General features: G+C 60.5%; 17 protein-coding genes and 1 tRNA gene. 11 read left to right on the forward strand and 7 right to left on the reverse strand.

Translation table 11 applies throughout. The annotated features are described in order from the left end of the window. Nucleotides 1-283 precede the first annotated feature (283 nt). The 7 genes from GRAN_RS10380 (at nt 284) to GRAN_RS10410 (ending at nt 8,254) form a co-directional block, all read left to right on the forward strand. The gene (locus GRAN_RS10380) at nt 284-964 is read left to right on the forward strand and encodes an OmpH/Skp family outer membrane protein (protein ID WP_128912792.1); all 681 of its coding nucleotides are present in this window, start codon (nt 284-286) and stop codon (nt 962-964) included. Nucleotides 965-1,382: 418 nt separating this feature from the next. Next, on the forward strand, nt 1,383-1,652 hold the full coding sequence (locus GRAN_RS10385; protein WP_128912793.1) for an oxidative damage protection protein: 270 nt from the start codon (nt 1,383-1,385) through the stop codon (nt 1,650-1,652). A gap of 105 nt (nt 1,653-1,757) precedes the next feature. Next, nucleotides 1,758-1,834: transfer RNA gene (locus tag GRAN_RS10390), tRNA-Pro, on the forward strand. A 478-nt stretch (nt 1,835-2,312) separates the two neighbouring features. Further along, a complete protein-coding gene (locus GRAN_RS10395; RefSeq protein ID WP_128912794.1) occupies nt 2,313-3,083 on the forward strand; it encodes a hypothetical protein in 771 nt (256 codons plus the stop codon). Between the two features lie 51 nt (nt 3,084-3,134). Next, a complete protein-coding gene (locus GRAN_RS10400; RefSeq protein ID WP_128912795.1) occupies nt 3,135-4,580 on the forward strand; it encodes a DUF4331 family protein in 1,446 nt (481 codons plus the stop codon). A 10-nt stretch (nt 4,581-4,590) separates the two neighbouring features. Beyond that, a complete protein-coding gene (locus GRAN_RS10405; RefSeq protein ID WP_161570924.1) occupies nt 4,591-5,976 on the forward strand; it encodes a tetratricopeptide repeat protein in 1,386 nt (461 codons plus the stop codon). After that, the gene (locus GRAN_RS10410) at nt 5,966-8,254 is read left to right on the forward strand and encodes an urease accessory protein UreH domain-containing protein (protein ID WP_128912797.1); all 2,289 of its coding nucleotides are present in this window, start codon (nt 5,966-5,968) and stop codon (nt 8,252-8,254) included. Before GRAN_RS10405 ends, GRAN_RS10410 begins: the two co-directional genes overlap by 11 nt. An 18-nt stretch (nt 8,255-8,272) precedes the next feature. Here the strand turns inward: GRAN_RS10410 and GRAN_RS10415 are convergent, their stop codons facing one another. Then, nucleotides 8,273-8,836 carry a TetR/AcrR family transcriptional regulator gene (locus tag GRAN_RS10415; RefSeq protein WP_128912798.1) on the reverse strand — a complete coding sequence of 188 codons (564 nt, stop codon included), beginning with the start codon at nt 8,834-8,836 and terminating at the stop codon, nt 8,273-8,275. A gap of 206 nt (nt 8,837-9,042) precedes the next feature. Here GRAN_RS10415 and GRAN_RS10420 point away from each other — a divergent pair, with 206 nt between their 5' ends. Both GRAN_RS10420 and GRAN_RS10425 read left to right on the forward strand, forming a co-directional pair. Then, complete coding sequence (locus GRAN_RS10420; RefSeq protein WP_128912799.1) at nt 9,043-9,417, forward strand: tautomerase family protein; 375 nt, start codon at nt 9,043-9,045, stop codon at nt 9,415-9,417. 204 nt (nt 9,418-9,621) lie between these two features. Then, complete coding sequence (locus GRAN_RS10425) at nt 9,622-11,028, forward strand: amidase (RefSeq protein WP_128912800.1); 1,407 nt, start codon at nt 9,622-9,624, stop codon at nt 11,026-11,028. Between the two features lie 42 nt (nt 11,029-11,070). On the opposite strand, the gene greB is transcribed toward GRAN_RS10425, so the two are convergent. Then, nucleotides 11,071-11,670 (reverse strand): transcription elongation factor GreB, encoded by a 600-nt coding sequence (greB, locus tag GRAN_RS10430; RefSeq protein WP_128912801.1) that lies wholly within the window; start codon nt 11,668-11,670, stop codon nt 11,071-11,073. A gap of 131 nt (nt 11,671-11,801) precedes the next feature. On the opposite strand from greB, the gene GRAN_RS26990 reads away from it, so the two are divergent. Both GRAN_RS26990 and GRAN_RS25880 read left to right on the forward strand, forming a co-directional pair. Continuing rightward, a complete protein-coding gene (locus GRAN_RS26990; protein ID WP_128912802.1) occupies nt 11,802-12,089 on the forward strand; it encodes a DUF6980 family protein in 288 nt (95 codons plus the stop codon). Between the two features lie 70 nt (nt 12,090-12,159). Then, on the forward strand, nt 12,160-12,744 hold the full coding sequence (locus GRAN_RS25880) for a hypothetical protein (RefSeq protein ID WP_206662731.1): 585 nt from the start codon (nt 12,160-12,162) through the stop codon (nt 12,742-12,744). Between the two features lie 72 nt (nt 12,745-12,816). On the opposite strand, the gene GRAN_RS10445 is transcribed toward GRAN_RS25880, so the two are convergent. The 5 genes from GRAN_RS10445 to GRAN_RS10465 form a co-directional block, all read right to left on the reverse strand. Further along, the gene (locus tag GRAN_RS10445) at nt 12,817-14,964 is read right to left on the reverse strand and encodes a VWA domain-containing protein (RefSeq protein ID WP_128912803.1); all 2,148 of its coding nucleotides are present in this window, start codon (nt 14,962-14,964) and stop codon (nt 12,817-12,819) included. Then, on the reverse strand, nt 14,964-17,993 hold the full coding sequence (locus GRAN_RS10450) for a TonB-dependent receptor (protein WP_128912804.1): 3,030 nt from the start codon (nt 17,991-17,993) through the stop codon (nt 14,964-14,966). Before GRAN_RS10450 ends, GRAN_RS10445 begins: the two co-directional genes overlap by 1 nt. A 316-nt stretch (nt 17,994-18,309) precedes the next feature. After that, on the reverse strand, nt 18,310-19,506 hold the full coding sequence (locus tag GRAN_RS10455) for a TIGR03435 family protein (protein WP_128912805.1): 1,197 nt from the start codon (nt 19,504-19,506) through the stop codon (nt 18,310-18,312). A gap of 177 nt (nt 19,507-19,683) precedes the next feature. Then, nucleotides 19,684-21,789 carry a M56 family metallopeptidase gene (locus tag GRAN_RS10460; protein ID WP_128912806.1) on the reverse strand — a complete coding sequence of 702 codons (2,106 nt, stop codon included), beginning with the start codon at nt 21,787-21,789 and terminating at the stop codon, nt 19,684-19,686. Next, entirely contained in the window at nt 21,786-22,169 is a 384-nt protein-coding gene (locus GRAN_RS10465; protein ID WP_128912807.1) for a BlaI/MecI/CopY family transcriptional regulator, read from the reverse strand. Before GRAN_RS10465 ends, GRAN_RS10460 begins: the two co-directional genes overlap by 4 nt. Nucleotides 22,170-22,173 lie beyond the last annotated feature (4 nt).

Consider the following 22,173-nt stretch of genomic DNA (forward strand, 5'->3'; position numbering starts at 1 on the left):
TTCGGGGGGCTCGCCGTTTGACCCTGTGTTTGGGGACACCTATAATTCAGGTGTTCTGGTAGTTCTCTCGCTCCCTGGCTCGTTCTGCTCCTGGTGCGTTTGGAGCGCCTCTTTCGGGCCCTCCGTTTGCACATCCCGGGTGGAATCAAAGGTCAGGGTGCCGCGTTGTGACCAGCGCGATTTGGGTGAGTCAAACAGGGCGTGGCCGGGAAGAGCGGCCGGTTGATGTTTTTCCCCCGGAAAATTCTCGATCTTATCTGATTTGCAAGGAGTTCTACCCCGCATGAATCGCACTCAAAGTCTTGTCTCCGCCTTTGGCGCGGGAATCGTTGCCTTGTCCACCCTGTCTGGCGTGGCTCAGACCGCACCCGCCCCGGCTCCCGCTGCAGCGGCCCCGGCGGCGGTCGCTCCGCAGGCGATCCCGGCGAAGATCGCACTGATCGCGTTCGAGCAGGCGGTCGTTGCGACGAACGAGGGCCAGCGGAGCGTGCTGGAAGTGCAGAAGAAGTATGAGCCGAAGAAGGCGCAGATCGACACGCAGTCGGGCGAAGTGGAATCGCTGAAGAAGCAGCTTCAGGCAGCCCCTGCGACGATGACCGACGAGGATCGTCAGTCGCGCCTGCGGACGATCGACACAAAGGAAAAGCAGCTCAATCGCGACGCGGAAGATGCGACCAACGCCTACAACACCGACCTGCAGGAAGCGCTGAGCAAGGTCGCCCAGAAGGTTTCCGTGACGATGCGCGACTACTGCCAGAAGAATGGATATACGCTTCTGCTGGACGTGGGAGGTCAGCAGAGCAACGTGCTTTGGGCAAATCAGGGAACGGATGTGTCGCAGGCTGTCGTTCAGGCCTACAACACGACTTCGGGCGTAGCGGCTCCCGCACCGTCGGCACCGTCGGCGACTGCGACCCCGCGTCCCCGCGCCACCACGCCTGCCGCTCGACCGGCTGCCAAGTAGCTCCATTGAGTACGATTGGAGTAGTGAAAAGGGAGGTCCCCACGGGCCTCCCTTTCGCGCTGTTAGCAGGCTAAATTGTGGAAAAGTGTGTGGAACGCTTTGGACAGTCCAAGCCAGTCCAGATGAGGAATGCGGAGCAGCATTACTTTCGTCGGTTCACTTTGGGCATTGTGGCCTAATAGAATCATTGAGATAAATAGCTGCCTGTGAGGTCATGGCAAAGCAAAAGCGAACATCTTTGTTTCCAACTGAAAATTTCTTGTTTCCACAGGCAAACGTTACGATTTGGTGACGCGAACATATACCTGTGTGGCGTTGTCAAAGGTAAATTCGTGGAGACCGGCCGTCGTCTGCGGCGGCTTGTCGTCCGGTAGGCGCGGCCCGGGAACAACGTAGTATGGAGTTAAGGGAGCTATTGATGGATCACATGGTTTACTGCGCGAAGTACAAGGCGGAGATGAAGGGATTGGCAGAGCCGCCGTTCGACTCTGATTTCGGTCAGAAGATCTACAAGAACGTGTCGGAGAAGGCGTGGGGCGAATGGGTGGAGCGGCAGAAGATGCTTTTGAATGAATACCGACTGCAGCCTTGGACACGCGAGGCGCAGGAGTTTCTCGTGGAGCAGATGAACGAGTTCTTCTTTGGTGAGGGTGGTGCATTGCCGAAGGAGTACGTGGCCCCCGAGTAGAGTGTTTTCGCGGTTGTTCGCCTCGGTTTGTACGGGTCGCTCGTGTACACTTAGGTCTGTAGGATAACCCCACCGTTGGCACACTTCGCGAACGGGCAGTACAGTCGGGACGTGGCTCAGCCTGGTAGAGCGCACCCTTGGGGTGGGTGAGGTCGCTAGTTCGAATCTAGTCGTCCCGACCATTCATTTGTAAAGTTCAAGTCGGAATTTGCAGACAACGCCCGGACATGTGTTCGGGCGTTGATGCGTTTGGGCGCATTTCCGGCTGTGTTTGGATAACGCCGGTGCCAGATCGGTTTAGACGAGAAGTTTTTCCGGTCGATTACCATTTTCCTGTTGCCAGCGGGGATGTGCATTCGTAATCTCCTATCGCAAGCGAAGAGTCTGGGCGCGAGGTGCTGTCACGGATTTGGCTTTGGCGACAGCAGAGCGTTTTCTTGAGGCGATGACCTAGGGAAGATCCGGTTGGAACCTATCCAAGCAAGGGAATCGGGAGTGGCTGCGTCTCTGATGCAGTTCATGCTTTCGATGCTTTACCCTGCGCGACTTGCTTGAGCTTCGCAGCCAGCGCTCGGACGTTCGACACAAAGTTTGAAAAAAGTTACGCGTAGGAAAACCGGGATTCGATCCGGGACGTTAGTAGATCAAAGGGCGGGCTTGATGATGATGGTCAACAGGGTTCCAGTGGTTCTGAAAGGGTTAGGCGCCACCGCGCTTGCCCTCCTCCTGACTGCCTGTAACAACGGCAGCAATAGCGCAAACAACACCACCACAACATCCCCGGCCACCTTAACGACGGCTGACCTGAGCGGGACTTATATCTTTTCCGCGGCCGGAACCGATTCGAGCGATGGCGATTACTTCGTGGCGGGAAGCCTCGTGGCGGATGGTAAGGGCAACATTACGAGCGGGATTGCCGACTACAACCTTGGCTCTGGGATCGACTCCAGTGTTCCATTGACCGGGACCTATACAGTTTCCGGTGGCGTGGCTTCCTTCAAGATCACAGATTCCGGCTCGGTGACGGACACGTTTACCGCCTCGGTGATCAAGACGGGGTCGACCGCTTTGACCGCCTTTGACGGTACGGGCACCGGCACGCTGTATGCACAGGGGTCGGGCTTCACGTCGCCTGGTAGCTACTTCTACACGCTGAAAGGCGAGGGGCAGGGAATCGTCACAGGAAGCGGGGAGTTCGTCGTCGGGGCGGCACAGACCTTGACGAGCGGAACGCTCAGCTACACAGATGGTTCGAACACCATGACCTACCCGACGATCACTGGATTTTTATTTGCTCCTGATCCGAACGGGCGCGGACAGGCTGCGCTTGGCGGCAATGACTTCAGCTACTATCCGGTGTCCTCTACACAGGTTCTTATGGTGGGCCTGGATGACAGGAACCTTCTTATGGCATCGGCGCAAAAGCAATAGATGATATCGGTCGATTTTCTTGATAGTTAGGGGACAGCAAGGAGGCTAGATATGACGGGCAAAATGGGCTGGATTCGAGGAGTTGCGACGGTTGCGATCGCTGCGATGACGTTCACGATGGTTTCACCCAAGGTGTTTGCTTCAGACCACCGTGAGGCTCCAACAGTCGATGGGATCCCTGAAGGCGATCTCACCGACGTGTATGTCTTTACTGATCCCAACGATTCGACGCGGTGCGTTCTGATCATGAACGTCAATCCCTTCTCGAACTCCTCCGAGGCCGCGAGCTATGCGTTCTCGCCAGACCTTCTCTATCAGTTCAAGATCGATAACACGGGCGACGCGAAGGAAGACCTGGTGATCCAGGCGGTGTTCGACCAAGCAGGACAGTCGCAGACTGCGTCGATTTACGGTCCGGCGCTTCCGACAACGACCGGGGCTCGGAACACACTGCTTTCTTCGGCTCCGACCGCTACTGGCAAATTCGGAACGGTATTCGGGACTTCGGGTGCGGTGCAAGCGTATTTTGGACTGCGGGACGATCCATTTGTGTTCGATTTCGCGCAGTTCAACCGGATTCTGAATAATACGCAGGACTTGTTCCGCCAAGTTGGGACATTTCGAGGTCGTCCCGTGCGTACGGATGGAACGTCAGGAGTAGATAGCTTCGCCGGATTCAATGTGACGTCGCTCGTGGTGTCGGTACCGAAGTCGATGCTGCGTGGGTCATCCTCGAAGATCAACGTCTGGGCGACGGTGAGCTCTCGAGTCCCGACGCGACAGGGTGCGAAGACCTACCAGCAGTTCGAGCGTCAGGGGCAACAGGCATTTGCGACGATCTTCATCCCAAAGGGCGCGGCACGCGATGCGGAGAACTTCGAGATTCCCGAACACGATGTCGCGAACTACTCGGCTCTCATTCCTGATGCGTTGACCACGGTCGACAATGACGGGAGTGGAAACACGATTGCGGGACGCGCGGCTGTGCTGACCTCGCTTGGTCTGACGGCCCTTCCAAACGGAGCGCCACTGCTTCTGCCGGCGAGCTTCAACAATCCGAGCAAGGATCTGTTGCGTATTGCGCTTCTGCCAGACGTACTGCGATTCGATCTCGACCTCGATCCAAGCAATCCAGCGATTGGGCAATTCGGCTTGCAGAACGGGCGTACGCTGAGTTTTTCGTCGATCGATGTGCCGTTGCAATTATTGCGTCAGCTCTCGGATGTTCACTTCCCTTCGGGAATTCCGGGTGGTGGTTCGCTAGGTTCGCGTGTCGCGCTTGATTGCAGTGGATTCAATCCACCCACAACGACATGCACGGATCGTCGCGTGAATGTAGTGCTGCAAGGGACGCAATTCATCAAGCCGGACTCGACGATTGCGAACTATGTCACAGTCGGTAACGATCAGCCATTCCTGACGACGTTCCCGTATGTCGCGAATCCGGCTCCGCTGCCTGGTGAGCCGGGTACGATTGGATATCCTCCGCAGCAGTAAGGAACGGGCCATGACTCACACGGATATGAATGTGAAGGGCCGGCTCTGGTGGCCGGCCCTTGCTGTCTTCGCTGCTTGTTCGGGGCTGGGCTGGAGCCAGGGGACGAGTGCTTCGGCTGGCGCAGTTAAGCATGTGGATCCGGCGGATCAGAGGATCTGGTTTTATCAAGCACAGTTGAAGCGCGATCCAGACTATTGGATGAACTACAACCGGCTTGCCTCGGCGTATGCGCAGAAGGCTCGGGAGACGGGGGACATCAGCTATTTCGAGTTGGCGGAGACAGCGCTGAACCAGTCGTTGAAGCTGGAGTCGACGCATACGGACGCTGCTCCGGCTTATACGCAGTTAGCTACGGTGCATCTTGCGGAGCATAAGTTCAGCGAGGCAGGGGAGGATGCGGCGAAGGCAATTGCGCTGGAGCCTTCGGAAATGTTCGCGTACCCGTCTGCCGGGGATGCGGAGCTTGAGATGGGGAACTATGCAGCTTCGCGGAAATATTATGAGCAACTGACCGAGCCTCGGGACGGGAGGCCACATCTGGGGATTGCGTTTCTAGCGGCGAGCCATGGGGCTGGGCTGGACTGGATTAGAGGAGATACGGCGCAGGCGACGGCGGATCTGGAGAAGGCGATTCAGCTTGCCAAAGAACTGCACCTTCCTGCGGAGAATCTGGCGTGGACACAGTTCATGCTGGGCGAGCAGTTCTTTCAGATGGGAGATCTGGTTTCGGCGGAACGGGAGGAGATGGCTTCTCTGAGTGCGTTTCCGCGGTATCACCGGGCACTGGCAGCGATGGGCCAGATCCGGGCATCGCAGGGCCGTTACCCCGAGGCGATCTCTTTCTATAAAGATGCGGTCTCGATCATCCCTCTACCGATCTACATCGCCGCGCTTGGGGATGTCCATGCGGTGAGTGGGGATAAAGCGGAGGCGGAGAAGGAGTACTCGCTGGTGGAATACATCGGAAAACTGAGCGCGATCAACAAGCAGGTCTTCAACCGGGAGCTTGCACTCTTTTATGCGGACCATGACCGAAAACTGGCGGATGGGCTTGTGCTCGCACAGAAGGAGCTAGAGGTGCGGCACGATGTGTACACCTCGGATGCGCTGGCGTGGGCTCTGCTGAAGAATCGGCAGGCGGCGAAAGCGAAAGAAGAGATGGAGAAGGCGCTGCGGATGGGGACGCAGGATGCTTTGATGGAGTATCACGCGGGGTTGATCTACGGGGCGCTTGGAGACACGGCACAGGAAAGCGCACATTTGAAGCGGGCGCTGGCGATCAATCCTGGGTTCCATGTCATCTTCGCGGGGCAGGCGGCTAAGATGCTTGCAGGGCTCGAAGGACACGGGACAGGAGCCACGGTTACGGCCGCCGGAGTAGCAGATGCGCATTAGGATTGGTTTCGCGGCGGCGGTGATGCTGGTGGCGATGGCTCAGGTGTGCCTCGCTCATCCGATGGGGAACTTCAGCATCAACCACTATGCCGGGATTCACGTGGAGCGGGATGCAGTTGAAGTGCGGTACATCGTCGATTTTGCCGAGATTCCGACCTACCAGGAGATTCAAGACGCAGGTATCGTGGCGCAGGTCGGGGATGCTTTTCTGCCGAAGTATCTCGCGAAGCAGGCTTCGGTCTGGGGTAAGAACCTGACGGTTCAGGTGAATGGCGATCCGGTGCGTCTGGTAGCGGCTTCGGAGAAGGTGATCTTTCCCCCCGGAGCGGGTGGGCTGCCTACGATGAAGATCGGGGTGGTGTATCGGGGGGTAATTCGGACTAAGGGTCATGGGCCGCTGCGGCTGCATTACGCGGATGGGAACTTCGCGGGGCATGCGGGTTGGAAGGAGATTGTCGTTACCGCTGGTAGCGGGGTGACGCTCGAGGGAAAACAGCGGTACATGGTGGATCGCAGCGGGCAGCTTACGAACTATCCGACTGATCTGTTGAGTAGTCCTCCACAGGATCTGGAGGCGGAGTTTAGCTACTCTGTTGTGGGCCTGGCTCCGATGCTGGCAGAGAAAGCTGGTTCGGTTAGGGCGAAAGCAGTTGCGGTTGTGCCAGAGGTTGCGTCTGCGACGGTTCCGGTGGTGGCTGCACCTGCTCCTGTGCTTCTTCTGGAAGCGAATAAGCAGGCCACTCCGCGAAGCCGGTTTACGGAGCTGATTACGACCAAGGAGACTAGTCTCTGGTTTCTGATTACCGCGGCCTTCTTTGCCGCTGGTCTTGGGGCCATGCATGCTCTCGAGCCCGGGCACGGGAAGACGATCGTGGCGGCCTATCTGGTTGGCTCGCGGGGGCGGACGCGGCATGCGGTTGGATTGGGATTGCTGGTGACAGCGGCGCATACGGCGGGGGTGTACCTGCTGGGAGCGGTGGTACTGTATGCGTCGAAGTATGTCATTCCAGAGAGGATCTATCCGTGGCTGAGTATCTTCTCCGGGCTTGTGATCGCTGTGCTTGCGGCTTACCTGTTTCTGCGGGCTTGGACTGGACTTTCGGAGCCTGAGGAGCATGCGGAGGGAGTGCTGCATACGCATTGGTATTCGGTGCGGCGGGATCCGGTCACCGAGACTGCTGCGAGTCCTGCGGATGAGAAGACAGTTCCTCTGAAGCAATTGATCGTGCTTGGGATTACCGGTGGGATTATTCCTTGTCCCGCAGCGCTTGTAGTGCTGCTGAGTGCGGTTTCGCTGCATCGGGTGGGGCTTGGGTTGTTCCTGATCGTGGCGTTCAGTCTTGGGCTGGCGGCGGTGTTGATTGGCATTGGGATCCTGATGGTTCGTGCGAGAGGGCTGCTTTCGCGATGGAGGAGCGATGCTCCGTGGATGCACCGCTGGCTTCCGCTGGCTTCGTCTTCGGCTATGTTCCTCGCCGGGTTGGCGATTGCGGGAGCGGCGATTCCTGCTATCGGCTCATCGGGGAATCTGTTTGCCAGGATTGAGACGCTGGCGCATGAGCATCTGGCTTCGTTTGCGGCGATCGTTGGCCTCGGACTTTTTCTCGGGATGCGGCACTCGACGGATCCGGATCATGTGGTGGCGGTTTCTACGATAGTGAGCCGGGAGCGTTCGGTGGGACAGGGTGCATTTATCGGGATGATGTGGGGGTTGGGGCATACGCTGACCATCTTCATAGTCGGGGCGGCAATCATCCTGTTCAAGCTGACGATTCCTCCACGGCTTGGGCTGTCGATGGAGATGGCTGTGGCGGCGATGCTGATCCTGCTTGGGGTGCTGAACCTTACCGGGGTGCTTCAGAGGCTCACGGAGCGGTTTGCTCCGGCCTCTTGGAAGAAGGATTCGATCGAGGCTCCCGTTGGGCGTGGGCGGCTGCTCGAGCGGTATGGATGGTTTCACCTAATGAGGCCGTTGGCGATCGGGCTGGTGCATGGACTTGCTGGATCGGCTGCGGTCGCTCTGCTTGTACTTTCGATGATTCGCAGTCCGGCGTGGGCGGTTGCTTACCTTGTGGTGTTCGGGCTCGGGACCGTGGTTGGAATGATGCTGATGACGACCGCGATGGCGATTCCGGTGGCGCTTACCGGGAAGAAGTTTTCGCGGTCGCTGACGGTGGTCTCCGGGCTGGCGAGTGTCTGCTTTGGGCTGTTTCTCGTCTACCAGATCGGGTTTGTGGATGGGCTGTTCCGGAGCCATGTGCACTGGACGCCGCAGTGATGATGTTGTTCGTCCCGCTTACGCCGGTAAAAGACCGGACGCGCGGTAGTTTTCGATGAGTGCGTCGTAGAGCGCGATGTCGGAGCGGCTCCTCGCCATAAGCTGAGCGCCGGAGACGGCGGCGAAGATGGCGCGGGCGCGTAGTTCGCTCTCTTTCGGGGGGACCATCTTCGCAGCGGAAAGAAGCCTGCTCAGCCAGGCTACGTTGACGTCAGCGAATCTCTGAACTTCCTCTTTTACAGGGCCTGGCAGGTCGTCGTATTCGGCGGCCATGAAGCCGCTGAGGCACATGCGGTTTTCGTTCTCGAGCGCGTAGCGAAAGGTCTGGGGATATTGTCGCAGAGCGGCGCGAGGATCGGCGGACTTGACCAGGAGAGCTTCGAGGCCTAACGCTGCGTCCTCCCAATAGCGTTTGGCTACCGCCGTGGCGAGATCGGCTTTGCTGGGGAAGTGGTGGTAGATGCTTGCGGCGCGGATGCCGACATCTTCGGCGAGATCACGAAAGTTGAGCCCACTATAGCCGTGCGCCTGCGCCACCAGCCTGGCGGCCGCCAGGATTTTTTCCCGTGAATCTGAACTCACCCTATGCCTCGATGTCCTAAGGAAAAATAATATTCCGAATTTGAGAATCTACCAAGTGGCAGGTAGTATCTACTCATTAGCCTACCAAGTGGCCGGTAGGTTAATGAGAGTAGCCCTCGTTTTTCTTCGCGACTGAGCCTTCTCCACAGGCGCGGTCGCCCGCTTCGCTTCTTCTTCACCGAACTTTGCAACACAAGGAGAATGTCATGCCGTTTGCACGTATCGATCTGGCTCAGGGAAAGACCACCGAGTATCGCGCCACTGTGGCCGACATTGTGTACGGGGGGATTGTGGGAGTGCTGAAGGCCCCGGATGGCGACCGCTTCATGGTCGTCGGCGAGCACAGCCCGGAGAACCTCGTGTTCGATCCAAACTTCCTCAACATCAAGCGCTCGCCCGACCTGATTTTTATCCAGGTGACCAGCACAGTCGGCAATACGAAGGAGCAGAAACAGGCCTTCTTCCGGCAGATGGCGGATGAACTGAACCGTCGGCTGGGGGTGCGGCGTGAGGACGTGTTTGTGAGTTTGGTGTTTGTGGACCGGGATGATTGGTCGTTTGGGAATGGCGAGCCTTGGTGATGGCTTTCCTGATGGTGGAGCATAGAACCTCGTGCAAGAACAAAGGCAACGGCGAGATACAGGGGTCCTTCGCTTCGCTCAGGATGACGACGTAAAGCGGGCAACGGCAAACGCAGATTCCCTTCAGGAATGACAACCAAAGGGACAATGGCGACGGCAACACTAACTGCAACTGCAAGGCGAATAGAACGGAAAGAAAAGACTATGAGATCTAATTTGATTTACTTCGACGCGACTAAGCTGGCTGAACTGATTCGGAACCGCGAGGTCTCGCCGGTCGAGGTGGTGCGGGCGCACCTTGACCGCATCGAGGCCGTCAACCCTCAGCTCAATGCGGTTGTGACGATCGCGGATGGGGCGCTTGCTGCCGCGAAGATGGCGGAGGCAGAGGTGATGACGGGGGGTGAGTTAGGTCTTTTGCATGGGGTTCCGTTCACGGTGAAGGACTCGATCGATACTGAGGGACTTCTGACGCAGCGCGGCTCGCCGATCTTCAAGGGCCGGATTCCGGAGGCAGATGCTACGAGTGTGGCGCGCATGAAGAGTGCTGGAGCGATTCTGCTGGCGAAGACGAATCTGCCGGAGTTCTCTTACTCGACCGAGACGGACAACCTGCTGACGGGACGGTCTAACAATCCGTGGAACGTGGATCGGACACCGGGCGGGTCGAGCGGCGGCGAGTCGGCTTCGATTGCAGCGGGGATGTCTCCGCTTGGGCTTGGGACGGATCTTGCGATCTCGGTGCGCGGGCCGGCGGCGAATACGGGCATTATCGGGTTCAAGCCTACGCATGGGCGCATCCCGATGACGGGAGTTTGGCCTCGGGTGCCGCGCCGCAACTGGCATGTGGGACCGATGGCTCGGAGCGTTCGCGATGTGGCCCTGGCGTACTCGCTTCTTGCTGGACCGGATGGTGCGGATAGCTTCTCTACGACTCCTCTCCGTTTCGACGTGGGAGTGGGGGCGTCACCGGTGCAGCCAATTCGGGTGGGCTGGCTGGTTGAGCCCGGGTTTGGGCCGATCGACGCCGAGGTTGCAGCGACGGTGCAGAAGGCGGCGGAGGCGTTGCATGGCGCGGGCTGTGTCGTCGAGCCGGTTCGGATTCCGGCGCTCGAGCAGGAGGATGCGCTTGATATCTTCTGGAAGCTGCACCGGATGGAGGTGAAGCCTGCGTTCGCGGAGGTGACTGCCGGGCATGAGGACCAGATGTTCACGATCTCCAAGGCTATGCTCGCGACGCCGGATACGACGATGGTCGAGTTCGTGCTCGCGGAGCAGGCGGCGGAGAGGCTGAGGGATGGGTTCGCGGAATACTTCCAGCGGTATGACGCGCTGCTTTGCCCGGTGTTGCCGCTTCCGGCGCATGCGCATGGGCTGTCGGAGTTCGTGATCAACGGGCAGAGGGTGCCGGCGGCGCATAGCCTGAGCGCGACGGTGCCGTTCAACGTGACGGGGCTTCCGGGGTTGTCCATCCGGTTTGGCACGAGTGGGGAAGGGCTGCCGATTGGGGTGCAGTTGGTGTCGAGGTGGTTTGCGGAGTCGACTATTTTGTATCTGGGTTCGGTGCTGGAGGGAGTTAGTCCGGCGCGGAATCTTTGGCCAGCGATCTGATTGGATTGGATCCCAGGCGACGGGAGCTTTGCTTATTGAGTGTCAGCGATCGAGGCCTTTTGTCGCGACATCGGACGCGGGCGGTACGTGGAATGGTTCCACGGAGATGCGCTCGTATCGCACCTCCAGCACAGTCAGGGTTTCCATGCCGCCCGGCGCACGAAGAACCACTTCGTCGTCCTCTGCCGCTTTCATGAGTGCGCGGCCGAGGGGGGAGTCCCAGCTGATGTGGTTGCGGTCGAGATCGACTTCATCGGTGCCGACGATGCTGACCACTTTTTCGGCACCTGCGGCATTCGCGTAGCGTACGGTGGCTCCGAAGAAGGCTCTTGTCGCCCGCTGGCCTGTTCTTGGAGCTTCCGGATCGATCACCTCCGCGGCTTCGATTCGCTTGGTGAGGAAGCGAACGCGTCCATCGATCTGCCGCAGACGCCGCTTGCTGTACTGATAGTCGGCGTTTTCGCTGCGGTCGCCATTACTCGCAGCCCACGCCACCACCTGCACTACGGCCGGGCGGTCCTTGGTGAGCAGGAAGTGGCGCTCATCTTTCAGGCGTTCGATCCCGGCTGGAGTGATGTAGTTTTTGCCGTGGTTGGCGGCGGGCTCTTCTGCTTTCGGTCTTCTTGTAAAACCTTTTTGCATCCTGCGGCCTTCTCTGCGCGATTTGAGTATCGGCGTTTACCGATACTAATCCGGCATGACTGCACCTAAGAATCGGAAGGTCGCCATTGCCGTAACACTGACTTTCGGGAGGTTATCCTTTAGCAATTGGGATGAGAGTGAACGAGCACTGCTGTGACATGATGACGACCAATCTTGCGGGAGGCGAGACTGCCATCCTGTTTGTGCCAAAATTTCGGGAGTATGGCATTCGAGTGCTCGACGGAGGCTCCGGTTTCATCGCGATTGAGCATTGTCCGTGGTGCGGCAAAAGCCTTCCCAGTGCACTCCGTCACGTTTGGTTCAAGGAGATTGAATCCAGAGGGTTCGAGGTTGGCGACGAAGCCATTCCTACAGAATTCCTCTCCGATGCATGGTGGAGAGCACGGCCTCAGCAGTGAAGTTGCCGACAACAACGACTTTCCGGGAGTGTCATTGGAGACAGAGCTGATGACCCTTTAGAGTGTAGGGATGTTTGGTATTGAGCCTCAAGAGCAGTGGACAGAAGAAGAGCAGGCTGACTTTGAGGAACATGCCGCTGCGCGCCTAAAAGCGTGCAAGTCTTCTGCCTCTAAGGCAGGAGTAGCCCTGCTGATAAACATTGCGATCATAGTCCCCTTCAGCGCTGGACAGCAGTTCCATAGTCATTGGCGGCAAACTCGATTTCTCGTCTTTACCGCCGAACTGATCTTTCTCTGGTTTGTGATCAGGGTCGGCTTCGTTTGGAGTTCATGGCAGAGTTCTCGCGAAGTGAGGCGCGAGTACGAAAGGCCGAGCGTGATTGAAAGGCAAGCTGACTACATACGCGCTCACAAACACTGCATCGAGAACCGTGCTGAGGTCGAAGCGAGCGTTCTTTGCGGATGTTTCTACTGCATGTCCATCTATCCACCCTCAGAGATCGTGGACTGGATAGAAGATAGAGAAGCTCTCACGGCTGACTGCCCCCGCTGCGGGATCGACGCGGTAATAGGATCAGCTTCCGGATTCCCGATCACACCCGAGTTCCTGAACCTCATGAATGAACACTGGTTCGAGGGACATCGCCCTTCATAAGTCAACTCGGCATCCGTTCTTCTCGCAAGACGGCGTTTTCGGAAATGACACCGTGATGAGACAGATGTCGGCTTATTGGACGAGTAAGACGGGAGCTCGCCAGAAGTTTGCCTTCTGCGTGGCGGGGTCGAGGATGGTGACCTGGCAATCGTACTCGCCGGGGGGGAGGCCGTTCATACCTAGGTTGAAGTTCAGGGGTGTGGTGCCGAGGCGGGAGGTGGCGTTGGCGGTGACGGCGGTGGGGGAGCTTTCGAAGGCTTTGGCGCCGTTGCGGTAGAGGGTTACGAAGGCGAAGAAGGGTTGTGGGGTGGGTGCCGAGGTTGCGGGTGGGGTCTGGGGTTTGTAGGCTTGCAGGAAGACGTACATCTCGCATGTGGTGCTGAAGACGCGCGTTACGCTGGGGACGAGCTTTTTGCCCTCGGTGACCAGCGGGTTGACGGCTACTTCCTTCTCTTTATCCTTGCCCCTCATGACGTCGAAGAGGGCATCTTTGAGGTCTACGCGCTGGCTGCTCAGGATGACGGAGCTTATCGGGATGCGCTGGAGTTCCTTGTTGAGGTTGGGGATGACGAAGGTGGTCTGGTAGGTGCCGATGCGGCCGGTTTCGTCGTCGCGGGCGAGGAACTTGATCATGTACTTGCCGGGCAGAAGGGTGAAGCCGGCGTCGTACTCGATGGGGCGGTGGGCGAGGTCGGCGGCGGTGGCGTCGGAGAGCTTGATGTTGACGTTGTCGCGGACGTTTGAGACTGTCGTGCCGCCGACCAGGTCTTTGATTTCGCCTACGAAGTCGATGAGGGTGTGCTCGGCTCCGCCGCGCTTGGCGAGGGCTAGCTCGCGGCCGGGGATTTTGACGACGATGGGGACGAAGTACTCGGCGCGGTTGAGCTGGAAGTGGTCGATCTCCATGGCGATGGAGAGCTCGGTGATGGGGTTGTCGAGCATGAGGGCGTCTTCGAGCTGGCGCTCCTTGTCGACGGTGGTGAACTTGGTGAACTGCTTGTCGGCGTAGTAGCCCTTGCGGTAGTCGAGGGTGGCGGCCTGGTTGTCGGCGAGGGTGACGTTGACTTTGCGGAAGCGGCCGTTTTGGGCGGTGTTGGTGGTGTAGTAGCCGATGAGGTAGTAGTCGGAGATGGATTGCTGGGCCTGGACGATGCCTCGGGTGAGGTCGTTGTTGTCGAAGAGGGCCTTGCCGCCGGTGTCGCCGGCGAGGGCGAAGAGGGTGTCCTGCGACTGCTGGAAGTTGGTGGTGTTGGCCTGGGCGGCGGTTCCGCTGTAGACGCCGGCGTTGCCGGGCGAGCCCTGGGTGGGGTCGCCTGACGGGGCCATGGCGACGAGACCGCGGGCGTCGACGGGCCAGAAGGAGACGCCTGATTTGATGGCGGTATCGACGGTGGCGTGGAGCTGGGCCTGGTTGTCGATTCCGTTGAGGCGGAGGCCGCTGGCGAAGTAGATGAGGGATTTCTTCTCGTTGAGCTGCCCGAGCATCTTGGCGGCGGTTTGGAGGGCGGAGAGCTGGCGGTCGGTGTTGAAGACATTGAACTCGCTGTCGTCCTGGCCGAAGGCGGCCCCGGTGTCGGCGCTGCTGGCGTCGTCGACGGACTCGACGGAGCCCTGGCCCTCGCCGACGATCATGGTGGTGAGGATGGAGAGGAGCTTGTTGCGGTCGGCGGAGAAGTCCTGGAGGATGTCGACGGAGCCGCCCTGGTAGCGGAGGATGGAGACGAGGTCGGCGGTGGTCATCTGCGTGCGCAGGAAGGTCTCGGCGGCGGTGAGGGCGCGGAGCTGGTCGGCGGGGCGCATGGCGGTCATGTCGAAGTAAAGGGCGAGGAGGCGGTGGTTCTTGTAGCGGTCCGGGCCGACTCCGACGATGGCTGGGGTGATCTGGGTGCGGGTGAGACGTTTGTAGAGGGTGATCTCTTCGTCTTCAGACTTGGAGGCGGGCAGGAGATCGGAGGTGGTGGCGAGGTCCTGGTGCTCGGCGAACTTGATGACCTGGGGGGCGCCGTCTTCGGTGATGGTGAAGTCTTTGGCGGTGAGGTTGGGGATGAACTTGCCCTGCTTGTCCTTGACGGTGACGGCTTCGACGACGAGCTGGGATTTTACGGAGAGAGTGTAGGTGTCGGTGCCGTCGGGGTTTTTATTCGAGCCGATCTGCTGGGCGTGGACCAGTGAGGTCGTGAGGAGGGTGAGGGTGGTGAGGGTGGTGAGAAGGGTTTTCATCAGAATCGCAGCCTCAGGGTGGCTTGCATGCTGCGCATGGCGTTGGCGGAGACAGGGACGCCGAACTGGGTGCTGTTGATCTGGGTGTTCCAGGCGGTGAAGACGGCGTGGTTGAGAAGGTTGGTGGCGTCGATGCGACCGTCGAGGAAGATCTTCTTCGATGGGCGGAAGGTGCGGGCGAGGGAGGCGTTGAGGGTGAAGCTGTCGGGGCCTTCGATTGAGTTGCGGCCGGCGGTTCCGAACTGGCCGGCGACAGGAGCGGTGAAGGCGGCGGCGTTGAGGTGGACGTTGCCGGAGTGGATGTAGAGAGGGGTTCCGGTGGGGTTGGGGCGGATGATGTTGAAGGCGGCTGCTCCGGGGATGGCGGCGAAGTAGATGGGGTTGTCGGGGAGGCCGGAGCCGGCGGCGATGGTGGTGACGACGGTCCACTCCTTGAGGAGGCGTCCGCGCCAGCCGCCCATGAGGCCGCCTCCGCCGAGACCTTCGCCGCTGGTGTACTGGCCGGTGAGGTTGAGGAGGTGGCGCTGGTCGAAGCTGGAGCGGGAGCGCTCGGCGTTGAGGTCGCGCCAGTTCTGTGCGACGGAGGCGCTGGGGTCTGGGGTAGCTTCGGTCTGGGCGCTGGAGGTGACGTGGCCCTGGCCGCCGAGGAAGGCGTCGTTGTCGATGGAGTGGGCGTAGGTGTAGATCATCGAGGCACTGAAGCCGCTGCGTAGACGGCGGCGGAGCTGGATCTGGCCGGAGTTGCGGATTGAGCTGCCGTTGGAGGTTTTGTAGAGGAAGCCGGATGGGCAAGACGGGCAGGGGTCGGTGCCGCCGAGGGCGTAGGTGTTGGGGTAGAACTCCTGCGGGCCGTGGGAGCCTTTGGCTCCGAAGTACGTTGCCGTGAGCTGGAGGGCGGCGGGGAGGTCGCGCTGCACCGAGAGCTGCCAGGTCTGGGCGTAGCCCACGCGGAAGTTCGGGTCGACGGCGAAGGTGTTGGCCGTGGTCTGGGAGCAGGGGGTGAAGCCGTTGGCGAGGGTGAGAGGGCAGGTGGGGGTGTTGGTGACGCTTAGGGATGTCGAGAGGGGAGCCTGCTGGGCGAGGGCGAGCGTCGTGGACTGGTAGACGGAGGTGTCGTGATAGACGCCGTAGCCGGCCCGGACGACGATGGTGGAGGCGGGGATGGGACGCCAGGAGACGCCGACGCGGGGCTCGAAGTTGGTGCGGTCGGGGCGGAGGAGGGAAGTGGGGTAGTTGCTGCCGGTGAGAGGGCCTACGGGGTCGGAGGCTAGGACCTGCATTACGTTGATGAAGCCGGGGGCGACGTCCAGGTTGACGAGGCGGTTTTTGATCTCGGTGATGGGGGCGCCGTACTCCCAGCGGATGGCGGCGTTGATGGTGAGGATGGGAAGGATGCGCCAGTCGTCGGCGGCGTAGAGGTCGTAGACGGGCTGGCGGAGGTATTTGTCGGCGTTGCCAAAGGCGATGGTGCTGGTGTCGGGTGTGCCGAGGAGGAAGTCAGCGAGGTCGGAGCCTGTCGTGATGCCCTGGGTGGCGGCTCCGGTGAAGGCGAAGGTTCCGCGTGGGTCCTGCTGGGTGAAGTAGTTGAACTCCTGCTTGCGGAGGTCGCCGCCGACGGTGATGTTGTGGTGGCCGTGGTAGATGGCGGCGGAGAGGGAGAAGGCGTCGGTGCGGTTGCGGTTGAAGGCGCTCTGGGCGTCGGTGAGGGGGGAGATGCCGCTCGAGAAGTTCAGGGAGGGTGGGCCCCAGTTGGCGGGGTCCTGGTTGTTGCCGGTGATGTTGGCCTCGCCGGAGATGTTCTGGCGGTTGTCGAAGTTGGGGGTCGTGAGGGTGCGGAAGCGGCTGAACTTGTAGCTGGCGTAGGTGAAGAGGCGCTGGTTGAAGCGGTGGGACCAGTTGATGCTGGTGTTGAGGCCGAGAGTGCTGGTGCGGTCGGTGAAGCCGAAGAGGTTGGTGCTGCCGGAGCGGATGCTCTGGAAGTTGATGGTGCCGTAGAGCTGGTCTTTGCGGCCGAGGGTCTTATCGAGGTGGGATTCGAGGGAGTCCGTATGGCTGCTGTTGAGGACGGGGATCTGGTAGTTGTAGGTGCTGGTGACGGGGATGTTCGGCAAGGGATACAGCGCGAGGAGGGCGGCGGCCTGGGTACTTACCGGGACCTGGTTGTTGGCGAAGGGCAGGCCGGTTTGCGGGTTGTAGATAGGAGTGGCGACGCCGGAGAGGTCGCCGGTGCGTTGGGCGGCGGTGGGGACGAGGCCGAACTGGGTGGCGGCGGTGTTGATGCGGCTCCACTGATAGGCGACGAAGAAGTTGGGGCCTTGGGGAAGGATGTGGGGGATCTTAATGGGGCCGCCGATGCTGGCGAGGCCGGTGACGAGGTTGTAGGAGGGCTTGTCGGTCTGGATGCCGCTGATGGAGTATGGGCGGGCGTTGAAGGTGGAGTTGCCGAGGGTGAGGCCGAGGCCACCGTTGTAGAGGCCCTTGGTGCCGGGGCGCTGGTTGCCGAAGGCCTGTGAGAGCGCGTACTGGGTGGTGGCGGCGTTGCTGCTGCTGCCGTTGACGAGGAAGCCGTCGGACGGGCGAGGGGTGTCTTCGGCAGGTTTGGGGATGTCGGCGGGGCTGCCGTCGGGCTTCTTCGCTACGGCCTTGGGAGCGGCGGGAAGAGGGGTGACAGGAGCTTTGAGGATCTTCGTTTGCGCGAGGAGCTGGTCGATTGGAAGGAGGGTGAGATCGTACTTGCCGGGGGAGGTGGCGGGGGCGATGGTGATGTCGGCGTGGAGCGGAGTGAAGAGCTGCATCTCGACGTCGATCTTCCATGGACCGTCGGGGAGATCGGCGAAGGTGTAGTTGCCGGCGGAGTCGGAGACGGTGGAGAGCTTCTTTGTGCCCTGGGTGGCGGTGATTGTGGCTCCGGGAAGGGCGAGACCGCCGAAGAGGATCTGGCCGTGGTACTCGGAGGCTACGGCCGGGGGCGCGATGGCCGCGAGGGCGAGTATTAGCCGTAGGGCGAGATGGGTTCGTCGTTTGGCCATCGCTTCGTCTTTCGCGTCCTTGTTTTCCTTATTGGTTGATGGTGTCCGGTCTTGCGGCTGCGATCAAGAATGGGCAACTGCTAGAACGAAATACAGGGGTCCTTCGCTTCGCTCAGGATGACGGCGTAAAACTTACAAAGGCAACAGCAAAGGCGAGTACGACGGTAACTGCCAGAGCTCGCGGTTAGGCGGTTTTTGTTCCCACCTTAGTCGACGGTGAGACTGTCGACGAAGATGGGGCACCCGAGTTCGGGGTGGTTCGAACTAACTGCGATAGCAACGGCAACAGCGACGGCAGTAATTGCTGGAACCAAGTCTAGTTGTCGGTGGGCTTTTCTACGTGGTCGACGACCATCACGTCGGTGGGAGCTTTGGTGGGGTCGAGCTTGAGGCCGATCTGCTCCTGGATGGCGGTGTAGAGGGCGGGCGGGGCGTTGGCGGCGTCGGTGGGGGGGGGGATCTTCGCTCCCATGCCGCCGAACTGCGAGTCGTCGGGGGTCCACCTGAGGCGGAAGTTCCAGCGGCCGGTGAGGCCGGTTTGGTCGACGACGGGGCGGTCGAGGACGGCGGACTGCATGAGGCCCGCGAAGTCCTTCATGGTGGCGTTGGTTACGTTGAGAACGCCGAGGCCGCGGAACCAGAGGCCGGGAAGACCGTCGGGATTCTCGGTGTTCTGTTCGAGCTTGGGGCCGGTCTTTGCGACGGCTAAGACGTAGACGGAGAGTTCCTTCTTGTCCTTGTGGAAGGTGAGCTTGAAGCGGTCGGTGAGGAGCTTCTGGGTCATCTCCTTTAGCTGGCGGTCGCTTGGAGTGCCTTCGAGATCGGGTACGGCTTCGAGGTCGAACTTGTCGGTCTCGACCCATGCTGGTGCTCCCACGACCTGCTTGGCGTGGACGCCGTAGGCGAAGGAGATGATCTCGCTGAGGGTGGTGTTGAGGGTGTTGAACTTGCGTCCCTGGACGCGAAACATCTTGCCGGGGGCGTCGGGCTTGCTGGGCTTGATGGTGGCGACTTCGAAGACGGGGTGAGCGTCGGCGGGCATGGGCGGGAGTCTTGGGGGCGGGACCGGGATGGCCCAGGCGGTTTCGGGGGTGGCGCGGGTGAGGATGAGGGGCTTGGGTCCTCCCTGGGTCCAGGTGCCGTCCATGGTCTTGCCGTCGGGGCTTAGCTTGCCGGTGTAAACGCCGTCGATCTGCTCCAGAGTCATTTTGACGTCGGAGCCGTCGAGGGTGATTTTGGTCACGGGCATGCTCCCGGGGCCCTGGTCAATGCTGGAGAAGGCGGCTTTGTAGCCGCCTTTATCATCCTTTGTGATCTTGACGACGAGTCGGAGATCGCGTTCGCCGTGGAGCGTGCCCTGCCAGGTGTCGGCGATGTCCTTGGGATTGGCGGGTGCGGTCTGGGCGTAAAGGCGCGGAGCCTGGATGAGGCCGAAGGTGAGAGGAAGCGCGAGGACGGCGGCGGTGCTGAGGTTCAGGAAGATCTTTCCCGGGTGCTTCGAGTTGCTGGTCATGACGCGCATCCTTCTGAGGATTGGCTTGCCTTGAGAACGAGAGTGCTGTCGGGCGATTGCTCGATGGAAGGAAAAGCTGCTTTCCCGTTGGTACGGTGAGGATGGCCCGATTGTTCCTTTGGACTTATGGACGTAAGACGATGGGTTTCGGCGTCTGCTGACTGATTACTTTGTTACTTAGTTTTCGGAAGGTTTCTCGAGATGGTCGATGACGAGGACGTCGGTGGGGGCCCGGGTGGCGTCGAGCTTGAGGCCGGCCTGTTCCTGGATGGCGGTGAAGAGGTTGGGCAGAGGTTCGGTGTCGGTTGCAGGTGGAGCACTGGCTGCCGCGCCGCCGAACTGCGAATCGTCGGGGGCCCAGTTTAGAGGGAAGTCGTAGCGGCCGGCGAGACCGGTCTGATCGACGACGGGACGGTCGAGGATGGACTCCTGCATCATCTGGGCGAACTCGGGCATAGTGGAGTGGAAGACGCTCAGCTTGCCGAGGCCGCGGAACTGGAAGCCGGGGAGGCCGTTCGGGTCGTCTTCGCCCTTCGTCATCTTGGGGCCTGACTTGGCGACGCTCAGGACGTAGACGGAGAGATCGCGCTTGTCGTGATGGAGGGTGAGCTTGTAGCGGTCGACGAGAAGCTTGCGGACCATGCTGCGGAGTTGGGCGACGTTGGGGGCGCCGGGAGTGTCGGGGACGGCGGTGATGTCGTACTTTTCGGTTTCGTACCAGGCGGGAGCGCCGACGATCTGCTTGAGCTGGACGCTGTAGGCGAAGGAGATGAGGAAGCTGAGGGGCCGGTTGACGACCTTGAAGTCGTGGCCATCGAAGATGAGCATCTTGCGCTTCTCGTCGGGGGCGGTGGGCTCGATGGTAGCGACCTCGAAGGACGGGTCGGCCTTGGGGTCCATGGGCGGGGTGCGGGGGCGTGGCTCGGGGATGGCCCATGCGGTTTCGGGGGTGGTGCGGGTGTAGACGAGCGGAAGAGGTTTTTCGCCCTGCGAGGCTTCCCCGGTGATGGTCTTGCCGTCGGGGCTCAGCGTGCCCACATACTTAATGCCAAACAGGGGAAGTTCGTACTTCAGGATTTTGTCCTGAAAGGTCGTGGTGGGGACGGGTGTTGCCTGTCCGCCCTGGTCGATGCTGTAGAAGGTCGATTTCCATGTGCCGTCGCTTGCCCTGGTGATCTTGAGGACGGCGCGGAGATCGCGGTCAGCGTGCAGGGTGCCTTGCCAGGTGCCGGAGATGTCTTTGGTCAGATCCTGAGGGACGGCGATCTGGGCGTGGACGTTCTTGACGTGGACGAGGCCGAAGGTGAAGGGGAGTGCGAGAGCTACGGCAGCGGTGAGGCCGAGGAGGAGCTTGCGGTTGAGGTCGAGCTTGTCGGCGATCTGGGCGGTCATGATGCGGACGATCCTTTGCTTGAGGTCGGAGCCGGTGACTCCGGAGACGCAAGTGAGCGGGGACTCGACGTAGAACTTGCAGACGTTGAGGATGCTTTCGGCGTAGACCTCGGCCTCGTTGCCGGACTGGAGGACGGCTTCGTCGCAGGCGCGCTCGCGCTCCTCAAGGAGGCGGGACTTGATGAACCAGACGGCGGGATGGAACCAGAAGAGGGTTTCGACGGCCATGTGGATGGCGGCGGTGAGGTTGTCGCGGCGGTGGATGTGGGAGAGCTCGTGGGCGAGGATGCTGTTGAGCTGTGCGGTGGTGAGACGGTCGGTGATGCCTTCGGGGAGGATGAGGACCGGGCGGGCGATGCCGAAGACTCCCGGCTCGAGCATGGAGGCGGAGGACAGGATCGGGATGCCGTTGATCTGGTCGATCGGTCTTGCGGCGTGGGCGGTGGAGCGAACCTTCGACCAGCGTAGGAGCCAGGTGGCGAGGAGGAAGAGCGAGCCGGAGAGCCAGACGGCAAGGATGATCGAGGGTAGGACGCTGTGGTGGGGCGTGAGAGCAGACGCTGGGGTGAGCGACGATGCGGTGGGATGGGAGGAGGTGATCGAGAAGCTGTCCTCCATGGCGGTGACGGGCTCGATGACGGCGGAGAGCGCGGGCGTCGGGATGGGATGAAGGGTTTTGGTGCGGAGGGTCGCGCCGAAGGAGATCAGGAGGGCGAAGGGGAGAAGGAACTTCATCGAGGCGATCATCCAGATCCAGTAGCGGGCTCGCGCGTGGTTGCGGCGGAGGGCTGTCGCGAGTAGCCAGGCGAGGGCTGCGACGAGGGTGGACTGCCATAGGTGGTCCGCGAGAGGGGTAAGCAGAAAGGCGGAGAGGGTCGTCAGCGTGGTCATAGCGTCTCCTTCTTGGACAGCTTTCTCAGAGCCTTTTCGGCTTCCTTGACGTCTTCGAGCGACAGCTTCCCTGATTCGACCAGATGGGCCATGACAGGTTGCGTTCGGCCTCCGAAGAGGGCGAGAAGATCGTCGATCAAGGTGTGTTGCGCGGTGTCGCGAGAGATGACGGCTGCGAAGACGTGGAAGTTTCCGACCTTGCGGACGCGGCGAATGACCTTCTTGGTTTCCATGCGATAGACGGTTGTCTGGATGGTGGTGTAAGCAGGCCTTCCTTTTTCGGGGAAAGATTCCTGAATATCGCGGATGGACGCCTCTTCGCGTCCCCAGAGCGCTTCCATGATCTGGAACTCGAGTTTGGACAGCTTTGCGTTCGGCATGCTG

This window comes from Granulicella sibirica (assembly GCF_004115155.1).
Classification (GTDB): Bacteria; Acidobacteriota; Terriglobia; order Terriglobales; family Acidobacteriaceae; genus Edaphobacter; species Edaphobacter sibiricus.